This is a genomic window from Mesorhizobium sp. M0761, assembly GCF_040320205.1.
Classification (GTDB): Bacteria; Pseudomonadota; Alphaproteobacteria; order Rhizobiales; family Rhizobiaceae; genus Mesorhizobium.
The window spans coordinates 1-13,687 of record NZ_JAMYPF010000020.1; the positions used below are offsets into that span (position 1 = coordinate 1).

Genomic DNA, 13,687 nt, shown 5'->3' on the forward strand with positions numbered 1-13,687 from the left:
CGCTAAAGATCTTCGCCATCTCCAGTGGTTTAAAAGACAAAGTTCCCGCACACCCTACCAAAATTGGCTGGATGGTCGGGGTCCCCGCTGACAGTCACTCCACCGTCCGCGGCGACCTTCGCCAGCACGCCGCAACCTACCCCGCAATAGGGGCAGGTGGTCCTCACCTCGCGCGCTTCGCCAGGTTCCATGCTTCAGGCCGCGCGGCTGGCCAGCGCTTTCAGCGCAATGAACAGGTGCTCGCCCTCGATCCGCACAGGAATGGTGCGCACCACGCCCTCGTCGGCGCCGAGCGCCTTGCCCGTCTCCAGCGAGATGACCCAATTGTGCAAGGGACAGGTGACGGCGGTGCCGTGGACGATGCCTTGGCTCAGCGGCCCACCTCTGTGCGGGCAATGATCGTCGATGGCGTAGACCTGATCGTCCTGCGTGCGGAAGACGGCGATCTTACCCTCGGGTGTGTCGACGCAGCGCGCGCCACGCCGCGGGATGTCGGAGAGTGAGCCGATCGATATCCAGTCCATTTTGATCACTCCGCCGCCTGCGCAAACCCGACAGAAGCCATTGGCCGGAACTCGTGCTTGTCCTTGCCGGAGACGCGTTCCGACCACGGGTCGACCTGGGCGAATTTCTGGCTGAAGACGAAGCGCTCGTAATAGGCCTTGCGCTTTGCACCGTCGTCCATGATCTGGCGCTTGATCTCGGGGATGCCGATGCGCTTGGCCCATTTGTAGATGCGCTCGAGATAGCGGCCCTGCTCGCGATACATCTGCGTCAGCGCCACGATATGCTCCAGCGCCTCGTCCTCGGTCTTGACCAGGCCAAGCACTTCGGTGCCCTTGATGTCGAGGCCGGCGGCGCCGGCGAAATGGATCTCGTAGCCACTGTCGACACAGATCACGCCGACATCCTTGCAGGTCGCCTCGGCGCAGTTGCGCGGACAGCCCGACACCGCCATCTTAACCTTGGCCGGGGTCCACGAGCCCCACATGAATTTCTCGATGCGAATGCCGAGGCCGGTCGAATCCTGCGTGCCGAAGCGGCACCAGTCGGAGCCGACACAGGTCTTCACCGTGCGCAGGCCCTTGGCGTAAGCATGGCCTGAGACGAAGCCGGCCTGGCCGAGATCGGCCCACACCGCCGGCAGATCCTCCTTGCGGATGCCCAGCATGTCGATGCGCTGGCCGCCGGTGACCTTGACCATCGGTATCTCGAACTTGTCGACGACGTCGGCGATGGCGCGCAGTTCGGCGGCGTTGGTGACGCCGCCCCACATGCGCGGCACCACCGAATAGGTGCCGTCCTTCTGGATGTTGGCGTGGACGCGTTCGTTGATGAAGCGCGACTGATAGTCGTCGGCGTAATCGTTCGGCCAGTCGCAGACGAGGTAGTAGTTGAGCGCCGGCCGACATTTTGCGCAGCCGCAGGAGGTCGTCCATTCCAGCTCCTGCATGACGGCGGGAATGGTCTTCAGGCTCTTGGCGATGATCAGCCGGCGCACCTCGTCATGGCCGAGCGTTGTGCAGCCGCACATCGGTTGCACGGCGGCCGGGTTGTATTTGTCGCCGATGGTCAGCACCATCAGCTTCTCGACCAGCCCGGTGCACGAACCGCAGGAAGCCGATGCCTTGGTGTGGGCGCGCACGTCGTCGAGCGAAGCCAGGCCCTTGGCCGTGATCGCGCCGGTGATCTTTCCCTTGCAAACGCCGTTGCAGCCGCAGATTTCCGCATCATCCGGCAAGGCTGCAACGGCCGCCATAGGGTCCAGCGGGGCACCCCCCTGGTAGGACTGGCCGAAGATGAGCGTGTCGCGCATCTCCGATATGTCGGTCTGCTTCTTCTTGAGATCGTTGAACCAGGCCCCATCCGCCGTCTCGCCATAAAGCACGGTGCCGATGATGCGGTCGTCCTTGAGCACAAGGCGCTTGTAGACGCCGGCGGCGGCATCGCGCAGCACGATCTCCTGGCGGTCCTCGCCTTCGGCGAAGTCGCCAAGCGAGAACAGGTCGATGCCGGTGACCTTGAGCTTGGTCGGCGTGTCCATGTGGACGAAGGCCGCTGCCTCGTTGCCGGCCAACTGGTTCGCGGCAACGCGCGCCATCTCATAGAGCGGCGCGACCAGCCCGTAGACCTGGCCGTTGACCTCGGCGCATTCGCCGAGCGCGTAGACGTCGGGGTCGTTGCTGCGCATGCCGGCATCGACGACAATACCACGATTGACGGCTATGCCGGCCTCCTTGGCCAGCGCCGCATTCGGCCGGATGCCGACCGCCATCACCACCAGCGTTGCCGGGATGATGGTGCCGTCGGCAAGCTCCACCTGCCCGACCTTGCCGTTGCCGGTGATCGCCTGGGTGTTGGCCTTGGTGATGACCTTGATGCCGCGCTGTTCCACCGCGCGCTGCAGGAGATAGCCGGCGGCTGGATCGAGCTGACGCTCCATCAATGTCGGCATGACATGCAGCACGGTGACGTCCATGCCTTGGGCGTTCAAACCTGCTGCCGCCTCCAGCCCGAGCAGGCCGCCGCCGATGACCACGGCCTTGGCGCGCGACTGGGCGGCAAGCATCATGGCCTGAACATCGTCGAGGTCGCGATAGGTCAGCACGCCCGGCAGATCGTGACCGGGCACCGGAATGATGAAAGGCACTGATCCGGTGGCGATGACGAGCTTGTCGTAAGGCTCGGTGACGCCGTGGTCGGAGGTGACGGTCTTGGCCGCCCGGTCGATGGCGACGATCTTGTGACCCTTGTAGAGGGTGATGTTGTTGGCGATGTACCAGCCGTCGCCGTGGATGATGATTTCCTCATAGGCCTTTTCGCCGGAGAGAACCGGCGACAGCATGATGCGGTCGTAGTTCACCCGCGGCTCGGCGTTGAAGATGGTCACGGTGTAGCGGCCCGGCGCCTGTTCGAGCAGATGCTCCAGCATGCGCCCAGGGGCCATGCCGTTGCCGATGATGACGAGCTTTTCGGTCATGGCGTTACTCCGCGGCTTCGACGAAGCGATGACGTTCATAGAGGAACTTCAGCACCGCTTCGCGGCAGCGCAAAAAGGTGCGGTCGGAAGAGAGTTCGACGCGGCGACGCGGCCGTGCCAGCGGCACCGCAAGCACCTCGCCGATGGTAGCCGCCGGACCGTTGGTCATCATGACGATGCGATCGGACAACAATACCGCCTCGTCGACATCGTGGGTGATCATGATCGTCGTCGAGCCGAGCCTGGAATGGATGTCCATGACCGCGTCCTGAAGATGGGCGCGCGTCAGCGCGTCGAGTGCACCGAACGGCTCGTCGAGCAACAGGATCTTCGGCTCCATGGCAAGCGCCCGGGCAATGCCGACGCGCTGCTTCATGCCGCCCGATATTTCGGCCGGCCGCTTGTCCTTGGCATGGGCCATCTGCACGAGATCAAGATTGCGCATGATCCAGTCATGCCGTTCGGTCCTGCTCTTGGAACGACCAAAGACTTTCGACACCGCCAGGCTGATGTTTTCGTAGACGGTGAGCCATGGCAGCAGGCTGTGGTTCTGGAACACCACGGCGCGCTCGGGTCCGGGGCTGTCGACCTCCTTGTTTTCAAGCAGCACGGCGCCGGCGGAAACCTTGGTCAGCCCGGCGATCAGATTGAGCAAGGTCGACTTGCCACAGCCGGAATGGCCGATGATGGAGACGAATTCGCCCTTGTCGATGGTCAGCCTGATGTCCTTGAGCACCTCGCTGACCTGACCGCCGCGGGCAAAGGATTTGTCGATATGGTCGAGCTTCAGATAGGCCGTCATCGCCCTCTCCTCACTTTGCCGTTGTGCCGCGGGTGACGAAAGCGCCGACCGCAGCGACCAGGCGGTCGAGGCAGAAACCGGTGACGCCGATATAGGCGAGCGCGACGATGATGTCGGGCAGCCGCGACGAGTTCCAGGCGTCCCAGATGAAGAAGCCGATGCCGACGCCGCCGGTCAGCATTTCGGCGGCGACGATGGCGAGCCAGGACAGGCCGATGCCGATTCTGAGGCCGGTGAAGATGTAGGGTGCGGCGGCCGGAACCATGATCTTGACGAAGAATTCGAACTGGTTGAGCCGCAAGATGCGTGAGACGTTGCGGTAGTCTTCCGGAATGTTTCGCACGCCGACGGCGGTGTTGATGATGATCGGCCAGATCGAGGTGATGAAGATAACGAACAGCGCCGACGGGCTGGAATCGCGGAAAGCAGCCAGCGACAGCGGCAACCAGGCCAGCGGCGGCACGGTGCGCAGTATCTGGAACACCGGATCGAGGCCACGCATGGCCCAGATCGACTGGCCGACCAGGGCGCCGAGCGCGACGCCGACGATCGCCGCCAGGCCGAAGCCGATGGCGACGCGCTGCAGAGAGATCAGCACCCGCCACGCAAGGCCGATATCCTGCGGGCCGTTGTTGAAGAACGGATGCGCGATCAGGTCATAGGCCTCGTTCCACACCTGGCTGGGCGGCGGTAGGCTGGCGGTCGGCGACGAGCAGGCGATCTGCCACACGACCAGCATGAAGGCGATAACGATGACCGGCGGCACCAGGGCGGTGGCCAGCCTGCCGGCGATCGCGATCGGGTCGAAGCGGCGCCGCGCTTTGGCGGTGAAAGCGATGACCGCGGCAGGCTTGGCGGGGAACGCCTTCACCGTGGTTTCCTCAATGGCTTGGATGGACATGTCTGACAATAACTCCGGGGTCGATGCGGGCGACAAACGGCGCAACGCGCCGTTTGCGCCGGTCAAGCCGATGCCTTGATCTTCAGGCTGTCGAGATAGGCCGACGGGTTGGCCGGGTCGAAAATCTTGCCGTCGAAGAAGGTCTCGACGCCACGCGACGACGAGGCCGGAATATCGGCTGCGGCAACGCCGAGATCCTTCGCCGCCTCGCGCCAGATATCCTCGCGATTGACCTGATCGACCAGCGTCTTGATGTCGGTGGTCGGCGCGAATTTTCCCCAACGGATGTTTTCGGCGAGGAACCAGCTGTCGTGGCTCTTGTAGGGATAGGAGACGCCACCCTTCCAGAATTTCATGTAGAGGTCAGTGCCGGTGGCCACGCGGCCATTGCCGTAGTTGATGTCGCCCTTGAGGCGGCCGATAATGTCGGCGACAGGCACGTTCATCCATTGCCGCTTGCCGATGATGGCGGCCATCTCGTCCTTGTTCTCCGTGGCCTCACACCATTGCTGGGCCTCCATGACGGCCATCACGATCGCCTTGGTGGCGTTCGGGTATTTGTCGATGAATTCGGCGCGGAGGCCGAGCGCCTTTTCGGGATGACCCTTCCACAGTTCGCCGGTGGTGGCGGCGGTGAAACCAACGCCCTGGTGGACGAGCTGTTCGTTCCACGGTTCGCCAACGCAGAACACGTCCATGTTGCCGACTTTCATGTTGGCGACCATCTGCGGCGGCGGCACGACAATGGTCGAGACGTCCTTGTCGGGATCGATGCCGCCGGCGGCCAGCCAGTAACGGAGCCACAAATCATGGGTCCCGCCCGGGAACGTCATGGCGGCCTTGATTTCCTTGCCGGCCGCCTTCTTGGCGGCGAAGGCGTCCTTCAGCTTGGAGGCGTCGAGGCCGACACCGGTGCCGGCGTATTCCTGCGCAACCGAAATGCCCTGGCAGTCGTAGTTGAGCCGCGCCACGATAGCCATCGGCATCGGCTGGTTGTTCTGCGTCACCTTGCCGATGTGCATGAGATAGGGCAGCGGCGTCAGGATGTGAGCGCCGTCGATGCCGTTGGCTTCGCCGCCGAGCATCAGATTGTCGCGCGTCGCGCCCCAGGAGGCCTGCTTGAGCACCTCGACGTCGGGCATGCCGAACTTGGCGAACAGCCCCTTCTCCTTGGCGATCATCAGCGGCGCCGCGTCGGTCAGCGCGATGAAGCCGAGCTTCGCGCCGGTGACCTCCGGAGCGGTCGTGGCGGCATAGGCGCCCGAGGGGAAGAGCTTGCGGGCCGCCACGAACAGGCCGGCCGTCATGGCGCTGCTGACAAGAAAATCGCGGCGCGTCACATCCTTGAGCGATGTTCCCGTCCCGATCCATTTCCCTATTTTTTCTTTCATCGTAATCTCCGGTTGAACGCGAGGGCTTCGTCGAGTGGCCAAAACAAAAAAGCCGCCGTCCAGGCCTCGCGCGTCCGTACATCCGGGATCGCGTCGTTGACCTGAGCGGCAGCTTTGCCTGTGGCGCCCGCCATTGGACGCCTGTTCCGTGACCCGCGAAGGGCCTGGCTAATTCAAAGCAGGAACCGTGCCAGTTCTGAGTGAAACGAAAAACCTAAATGAAATCAACATTACGCGCCAGACGCCGGCACGCGAGACGACATCGCAAGCAGGTCAAAGATTGTTCATTACAGCAATCGCACGCACATTTTTTGTGCAATGCACAAGAATGGCGCGAGAATGATCAGGCTTCCGCGCGAGCGGCTTTCTGGCGCGCTATATAGCCGTCGATCTCGTCGGGGTCGAAGGTCTGACCGTCGAAGAAGCCGTCTGGCCCAAGCACCAAGCCTGCCCCGGTCGCACCGACAGCCGTAGCGACCTTAAGCGCGCCCTCGACCTTCGCATTGGCGCCGGGAAGTGCAACGCCAAGCGGCTTTAGCGCCGAGCGGTAGAGGTCGGGACGGTAGCAGTCACGGGCGATAGCAAGGTTTTCCGGCGTGTGCTCGACATGCCCCCAGCGCACCATCTGCGTATAGAACCACAGCGCATGGCTCTTCCACGGAAAGTTCGCCGCCTTGTCGAAGGGCAGGAAGAAGTCGTCGACATCCAGTTCGGCGCCGCCGCCCAGTTCAAGATGGCCGGTCAGGATCGGCATCTGGACAGCTGGTGGCAGGCCGAGGAAGCCAGCTTGAGCCATCACACCAGCCAGTTCGGCGTGGTTGTCCCGATCCTGGCACCAGCGCGCCGAATGATGCAGCGCGCGCAGCAATGCTGCCAGCGCGACCGGGTTCTCCTGCGACCAGGCCTTGCGCACGCCGATCACCTTCTCCGGACTGTTGCGCCACAGCAGCGCCTTGACGGTGACGATATGGCCGGTGCCGGCGGCGACCGAGGCGCTGTTCCAGGGCTCGCCGACGCAGTAGCCGTCGATCCGCCCGGCGACCAGCGCATCGGCCATGAAGGGCGGTGGCACGATGACGATCTCGATCTCGCGCTCCGGATCGATGCCGCACCCGGCAAGCCAGTAGCGCAGTTCGTAATTATGCCCCGAATGCGGGTGCACCACGGCAAAGCGCAGCGGATCGCCGCCAGCCCCGGCGCGGTCGCGAATGAAGGCACCGAGGGCTGCGCCCGCGCGCGCGGGCTCAAGATCGGGTATGGCGCCGTGTGCCGCCATGCCTTCCCAGACGGCGTTGGAGATGGTGATGCAATTGCCGCCAAGCCCGAGCGAAAACGGCACGATGGTCTCGGAAGCAAGCGGCGTCAGCCCGAGATTGCAGGCGAGCGGCATCGGCCCCAGCATGTGCGCCAGGTGGAAATGGCCGATGGCGATGCGGTCGCGGATGTTGGCCCAGGAGGTCTCGCGGTGCAGTGTGAGATCGATGCCCTCGCGTGCGGCAAATCCAAGCTCACCCGCCGCAACCAGCACGGCACTGTCGAAGAGCGGCATGAAGCCGGCGGTGATCTGGTGCTCGGCGCTCATGCTCATTCGTCCTCCGACGGCCCGAGCAGCCCGGCGGCAGTCACCAGGCTCTGGGCAATGTCGCCGATCTTGCGGTTCTGGTTCATCGCCGTCTTGCGCAGCAGCGTGTAGGCGGCCTCTTCGGTCAGGCCGCGCGACTTCATCAGGATGCCCTTGGCACGGTCGATCACCTTGCGGCTCTCAAGCTCCCCTCGAACCTCTTCCAGCTCGCGCGCCATGCGCGAGAAAGCGTTGAAGCGGCTGACCGCCATGTCCAGGATCGGCTTGACGCGCTCTTGCCTGAGGCCGTCGACCACATAGGCCGAAACGCCGGCATCGACCGCCGCTTCGATCGATGCCTGGTCCGATCGGTCGACGAACATGGCGATCGGCCGCTTCACCGCACGCGACAGCTGGAACATGTTTTCCAGCATGTCGCGGTTCGGGTTTTCCAGATCGATGACGATGACGTCCGGCTCGATCTCGGCGATGCGCCGCGCAATGCCGGTCACGTCGTGGATGACGGTGACCCGCTCATGGCCGGCCTCGCGCAAACCTGCCTCGATGATCGCGGCGCGGATACGGTTTTCGTCGATGACCAGGACGGCGAGTGAGCTGCGGACCATGCGTGCATTGTGGGCAAGGTCGCAAAATTGTGCAATGCGGCATGGTCACAGGCTCCCGCCGCGGAGCAACCCCCGACCGACAACGACCCGGTCTAGGTGGTCGGGACAAGGAATGCAGCGCAACGCTGGCACTGGTGATGACAGCCTTGCCGGTCGCCTGGTGCCCTACCCAACGGTCTAGGTGCGATGAGACTTGCACCGCAACATCGGCTTGTTAAAGGTGGGGGCAACGACGGACATAGCTGTCCTTGCTCGCCGATCTGACCGGAAGGTTACCGCACGATGCTGCTCATGAATCGACGATTGGGAGCCAGCAAGCTGGCGCGCCCGGCACGGCGTCTCGGAGGCCTGACGACGAAGTTTGCCCTGATTGCCGGGCCGTTCGTCCTTGGGATCGCCCTCCTGCTGGCTGGCCCGGCACAGGCGCAGTCACCGGCCGCAGTCGCGCCCGACAAGGTCAAACAGCTGTTCGAGCTTCTCGACGATCCGTCGGTGAAGGCCTGGGTGGCCGAGCAACGAAATCCGGCCGCTGGATCAACGGAAGCGCCTGCTGCGGCTGGCGCTCCGCCGGCCGACGCCGTGGCCGCACCGGGCCAGATGAATACAATGGCATCCTCGACGCTCGATCGGATCAAGCATCACATCGAGAAAATCGTGCGAACCGTGCCCACACTGCCAGGCCAGTTCGCGCGCGTCCGGGCCCAGACAATGGACGATATGTCCAGCAAGGGCCCCGTCAGCATATTGGTGCTGATTGCGATCTTTATCGCTGCCGGCCTGGCGCTCACCTGGGCAATATACAAGCTCACCCGTCCATTTCGTCTTTGGATCATCGCGCAACCCAGAGATACGCCCATCGGGCGGGCCAAGAAGATCGGCGGCCGCACGCTTTATTCCAGCATGATGATCGGCTCGTTCGCGCTGGGCAGCGCCGGTGCGTTCATGCTGTTCGACTGGCCAGCGCTCATCCGCGAGATTGTGCTGACATTTCTGATGGCTGCGGTCTTTACGTGGGCTGTGCGCCTATACGTGATGGCCACGCTCGTCCCTTCTTTCATGGAGGTCGAGCACGCCATCGAGGTTCGTGCCCTGCCGATCACCAACGGAGCTGCTGACCATTGGGCTTATTGGCTGCCCCGGATCGTCGGCGTTTTCGCCTTCTTCGCCGCCGCGTTTGTCCTCTTGCCGGGTCTCGGCATAGACCAGGACGGAATGATGGTCCTGTCGGTGGGCGCCGATTTCATCCTGCTGTTGCTCTTCCTGCTGGCCATTTGGCGTCGGCCAAGAACGCAGCGAGACGGCGCGCGCCACAGCGGTCACACGGCAGTGACATGGTTGTTGACGGCTTACTTCGTCGTTCTGTTCCTCGAACGCATTGCCGGCCTCTACACATTCTTCTGGTTTACCTTCACCGCATTCTTCCTGCCTTTGGCAATTGTGCTGACAGAGCGCGGGGTTAATTTCGTCCTGCGGCCCGGTTCGGAAGATGCCGGCCGGCCGACGATCCCGGCGGTGACGATCGCTGTCATCGATCGCGGTATCCGGATGATTTTCATCCTCGCGGCGGCTTACCTTCTCGCACGCGTACTGGGCCTGGACATGCAATCCATGCGCGGCAGCGATACGACCACCATGCTCATATTGCGCGGCTTGATCAACGTCGTGGTCATTGCCCTTGCTGCCGATTTCGGCTGGTCGATCATCAAAGCCTTGATCGAACGAAAGCTGGGCGTCGCGATACCGCAAGCGGTGGTGAGCGAAGAAGACATCCTCACCCTCGATCCGCATCAGGCGCGGCTGCACACGCTGTTGCCGATCATCCAGAACATTCTGCTAGCAGTGATCATCGTGATGGCGGTGCTGATGATGCTCGCTTCGATCGGCATCCAGATCGGCCCGCTGATCGCCGGCGCCGGCGTCGTCGGCGTCGCCGTGGGTTTTGGCGCGCAAACCATCGTCAAGGACGTGATCTCTGGCGTGTTTTATCTGCTCGACGATGCTTTCCGTGTCGGCGAATACATTTCATCGGGCAGCTACAGGGGTACGGTGGAGAGCTTTTCGCTGCGCTCGGTGAAGCTGCGCCACCATCGTGGTCCGCTGTTCACGATACCTTTCGGCGAACTCGGCGCCGTGCAGAACCAGAGCCGTGACTGGGTCACCGACAAATTCAACATCACCGTTGGCTATGACACCGATATCGACTTTGCTCGCAAACTGATCAAGCGAATTGGCCTGGAACTGGCGGAAGATCCGGAGTTCAAACACTGGGTGATCGAACCGATCAAGATGCAGGGGGTGCAGGAGTTCGGCGAGTACGGCATCGTCTTGAGGGTCAAGGTCACGACCAGACCTGGAGGCGCCTTCAGCATGAAAGGCAGGTTCTTTTTGCGCCTCCGCCAGGCCTTCAAGGAGCAGGGCATCGAGCTCCCATTCCCGACCGTCCACGTCCAGGGGCTGCAAGACCCGCATGGGACAGAGAATGCGCGTTTGGAGGTCACACCTGAATTACGAATGGCCGTCGCCCAGTCGCACACCAATCGGCGCAGAAAAAAAGCCGGCACAACGGAGTAGGACGCTGTGATACCCGCCGGTCGCAACACGGCTTTCCGCGCAAAGCCTGGACCCGCGACACCACGCTAGTCGAGCTGCCGATAGCGACGACCTGATCGCCGCCAACCAGCACCAGCGTGGCGTTCTGAGGCCAAGCTTGACGAAAAGAGCAGATATGCTGGCCTTTCCGCGAGGCTCAGAGCGCAATCCAGGCGGTCTTGAGGTCGACAAATTTCTCCAGCGCATGCAGCGACTTGTCACGGCCGAAACCGGACTGTTTGACGCCGCCAAGCGGCACGGTGATATCGGCTCCGCCATAGGTGTTGACGTGGACGACACCGGCGTTGATGGCGCGCACCATGCGATGGGCCGTGGAAAGATTGGCGGTCCACACCGCCGAGGCAAGTCCGTAGACAGTGGAGTTGGCCAGATGCACCGCCTCCTCCTCGGTCTCGAAGCGCATCACGCCGAGCACCGGTCCGAACACCTCCTCGCGCGCCAACTGCATCTTTTGCGTCACGTTCTCGAAGATCGTCGGCGCCATGTAGCTGCCGCCGGTCTCGGTCAGTATCCGTTCGCCACCGGCGACGAGACGGGCGCCTTCGGCTTGCGCCATGGCGACGAAGCCGAGATTCTTGTCCAGCTGTTCGGCGCTCGATACCGCACCGATATCGCTGGCGAGATCGAGCGGGTCGCCGACCTTGAGCCGCGTGGTTGCCGAGACAAGTTCGTCCATGAAAAGATCATAGACCGACGACTGGACGAGCAGACGCGAGCCCGCCACGCAGACCTGGCCTGAATTGCGAAAGATGCCGTTAGCCGAGACGACCGCCGCCTGCTTCAGGTCCGGAGCGTCGGCAAAGACGATGTTGGGCGACTTGCCGCCAAGCTCGAGGAAGACCCGCTTCAAATTGGAACGGGCGGAGTATTCGAGCAGCCGCCGGCCGACCGGCCCCGATCCGGTAAAGGCGATGGCGTCGACATCCATATGGAGGCCAAGCGCTTCGCCGGCGACAGCACCATGACCGGTAACGACGTTGAACACGCCTTCGGGAAGTCCAGCCTCGCTTGCGAGTTCGGCCAGCCGCAGCAAGGTCAGCGAGGCGATCTCCGGCGGCTTGACGACGACGCTGTTGCCGGTGGCCAGTGCGGGCGCAATCTTCCAGGCACCGATCATCAGCGGGAAGTTCCACGGCACGATGACGCCGACGACACCGAGTGGCTCCCTGTGGATCAGCCCGAGCACATTGTCGGCCGTCGGCGCGATCTCGCCATAGACCTTGTCGATCGCCTCGGCGTAGTAGCGGATGGTGCCGGCCGCCGACAGCGGCTCGGCCTTGTAGGCCATGCCGATCTCGGTGCCGTTGTCGCGCACGCCAAGCACGACCAGCTCATCGACATGTTTTTCGATCAGCTCGGCAAATTTCGTCAGCACCTTCTTGCGAAAGGCAGGGGCGGCGCGCGACCATGAACCCTTCTCGAATGCTTTTCGCGCCGATCGGACCGCGCGATCGATGTCGGCGGCATTGCCGTCGGCGATGCTGGCAAAAGGGCGGCCGTCGATCGGCGAAATCACCGCCAGCGTCGCGCCGCTCGTCGCTGCGGCCTGTACGCCATCGATAAACAAGCCCCGCTCGCCGATCTCCGTCTTGCGCAGCGCGTCGATGGCATTCTGGCTGATCATTGGTGGCGGACTCCCAGGAAAACATACAACGTGGTTGGCGCTCGGAATTCCCAGCCGCGAAACACCGGCACCTTGCCCGGCACCAGGCTGAGATCGGGGAAGCGCAGGAGCAGCAGCCTTAATGCAAGGCACATCTGCTCGCGCGCGAAAAACCGGCCCGAACAGAAATGATGACCAAAGCCGAAGGCGGCATGATTGCCTTCCCTGCGGTTGATGTCGAAGCGGTCTGGATCGGCAAAGCGGCTCTCGTCGCGGCTTGCCGAGGAGACAAGTGCAGCGACCGCGGCGCCGGCAGGGATCGTTACGCCGCCAAGCTCGACCGCCCGCGTCGTCTGCCGCGTCTGGGTGCCGATCGGCGCCACCCAGCGCAAGCCTTCATCGACAGCCCTGGGCACAAAGGTCTCGGGATCGGCGAGCACCTGCCGCAATTGTTCGGGATGCGCAAGCAGGCCGGCGAGGATCGAACCGGCACCATGTCCGGGCTCCTGCATGCCGCCAAGCAGGATGACCTTGATGCTTGGCATCAAGAAATCGATCGGCCGCGTCGTGCCTTCCGGCATGCCGTCATGCAGCATATGCGACAGCGCCGAGTCGTCGGGTGCGCGCGCCAGTCTATCCAGAGTCGGCCGGATGGCTGCGCCGACCTCGGCGCTGATCGCGTCGGCGATCTCTTGCCGCTTCGGGTCGTTCTCGAAATTGATGGCGCCCTGCGCAAGGCCATAGAACCAGCGGCGCAGCGTCGGCATGTCGATGTCGGCAAGGCCAAGCGAGCGCGCCAGGCTGAGCGTCGACACCGGCTCGAAATAATCCGCCATCAGCTCGGCGGAGCCTTGTTCGGCGATCCGGTCGAGAAAAGGTTCGGCAATCGACCGTACGAGATCGCCGGCATAGGCGGCGACGGTGCGCGGCCGGTATTTCGGATCGACGCCTTGGCGCAGCTGTCTATGCGTTTCGCCGTCGGTGGTCAGGATGGTCGGCTTGCCGAACGAGCGTTCGACCGGAGACGTACCGACGACGGCGGAGAAGATGTCGGGTGACTTTGCGACGGTCTCGACGTCCTTCCAGCGGGTGACGAACCAGAGATTGACCGCCGGCACGAAAGCGACAGGCGCACTGCGCCGCAGTTCCGCATAGATCGGATACGGATCGGCTTCCAGCGCCTCAACGGTGATGCTCTCGGCAAAGCTCAACG

The 13,687-nt window shown here is 63.2% G+C and carries 10 protein-coding genes and 1 pseudogene; 1 reads left to right on the forward strand and 10 read right to left on the reverse strand.

Features of this window, described 5'->3' with window-relative positions:
- Positions 1–47: 47 nt before the first annotated feature.
- The 8 genes and pseudogenes from NKI32_RS25600 to NKI32_RS25635 all read right to left on the reverse strand — a co-directional run.
- Positions 48–191: pseudogene (locus NKI32_RS25600) on the reverse strand (hypothetical protein); the annotation flags it as partial.
- Positions 192–194: 3 nt separating this feature from the next.
- Positions 195–524, reverse strand: a complete 330-nt coding sequence (gene nirD, locus NKI32_RS25605) for a nitrite reductase small subunit NirD (protein ID WP_031197979.1) — start codon at positions 522–524, stop codon at positions 195–197.
- A gap of 5 nt (positions 525–529) precedes the next feature.
- Complete coding sequence (nirB, locus tag NKI32_RS25610) at positions 530–2,980, reverse strand: nitrite reductase large subunit NirB (RefSeq protein ID WP_023708118.1); 2,451 nt, start codon at positions 2,978–2,980, stop codon at positions 530–532.
- 4 nt (positions 2,981–2,984) lie between these two features.
- Positions 2,985–3,782, reverse strand: a complete 798-nt coding sequence (locus NKI32_RS25615; RefSeq protein ID WP_023682696.1) for an ABC transporter ATP-binding protein — start codon at positions 3,780–3,782, stop codon at positions 2,985–2,987.
- Positions 3,783–3,792: 10 nt separating this feature from the next.
- Positions 3,793–4,683 carry a nitrate ABC transporter permease gene (gene ntrB / locus NKI32_RS25620; protein ID WP_023682697.1) on the reverse strand — a complete coding sequence of 297 codons (891 nt, stop codon included), beginning with the start codon at positions 4,681–4,683 and terminating at the stop codon, positions 3,793–3,795.
- 62 nt (positions 4,684–4,745) lie between these two features.
- Positions 4,746–6,074, reverse strand: coding sequence for a CmpA/NrtA family ABC transporter substrate-binding protein (locus tag NKI32_RS25625; protein ID WP_031196724.1), 1,329 nt, complete (start codon positions 6,072–6,074; stop codon positions 4,746–4,748).
- Positions 6,075–6,417: 343 nt separating this feature from the next.
- Positions 6,418–7,656 carry a CmpA/NrtA family ABC transporter substrate-binding protein gene (locus NKI32_RS25630; RefSeq protein WP_352519560.1) on the reverse strand — a complete coding sequence of 413 codons (1,239 nt, stop codon included), beginning with the start codon at positions 7,654–7,656 and terminating at the stop codon, positions 6,418–6,420.
- A gap of 2 nt (positions 7,657–7,658) precedes the next feature.
- Entirely contained in the window at positions 7,659–8,261 is a 603-nt protein-coding gene (locus tag NKI32_RS25635) for an ANTAR domain-containing response regulator (protein ID WP_023667842.1), read from the reverse strand.
- A gap of 282 nt (positions 8,262–8,543) precedes the next feature.
- Here NKI32_RS25635 and NKI32_RS25640 point away from each other — a divergent pair, with 282 nt between their 5' ends.
- Positions 8,544–10,832, forward strand: a complete 2,289-nt coding sequence (locus NKI32_RS25640) for a mechanosensitive ion channel family protein (RefSeq protein WP_023714908.1) — start codon at positions 8,544–8,546, stop codon at positions 10,830–10,832.
- Positions 10,833–11,007: 175 nt separating this feature from the next.
- Here the strand turns inward: NKI32_RS25640 and NKI32_RS25645 are convergent, their stop codons facing one another.
- Both NKI32_RS25645 and NKI32_RS25650 read right to left on the reverse strand, forming a co-directional pair.
- Entirely contained in the window at positions 11,008–12,495 is a 1,488-nt protein-coding gene (locus tag NKI32_RS25645) for an aldehyde dehydrogenase (RefSeq protein WP_353004170.1), read from the reverse strand.
- A complete protein-coding gene (locus NKI32_RS25650; protein ID WP_353004171.1) occupies positions 12,492–13,685 on the reverse strand; it encodes a cytochrome P450 in 1,194 nt (397 codons plus the stop codon). The genes NKI32_RS25645 and NKI32_RS25650 overlap by 4 nt, the downstream gene beginning before the upstream one ends.
- Positions 13,686–13,687 lie beyond the last annotated feature (2 nt).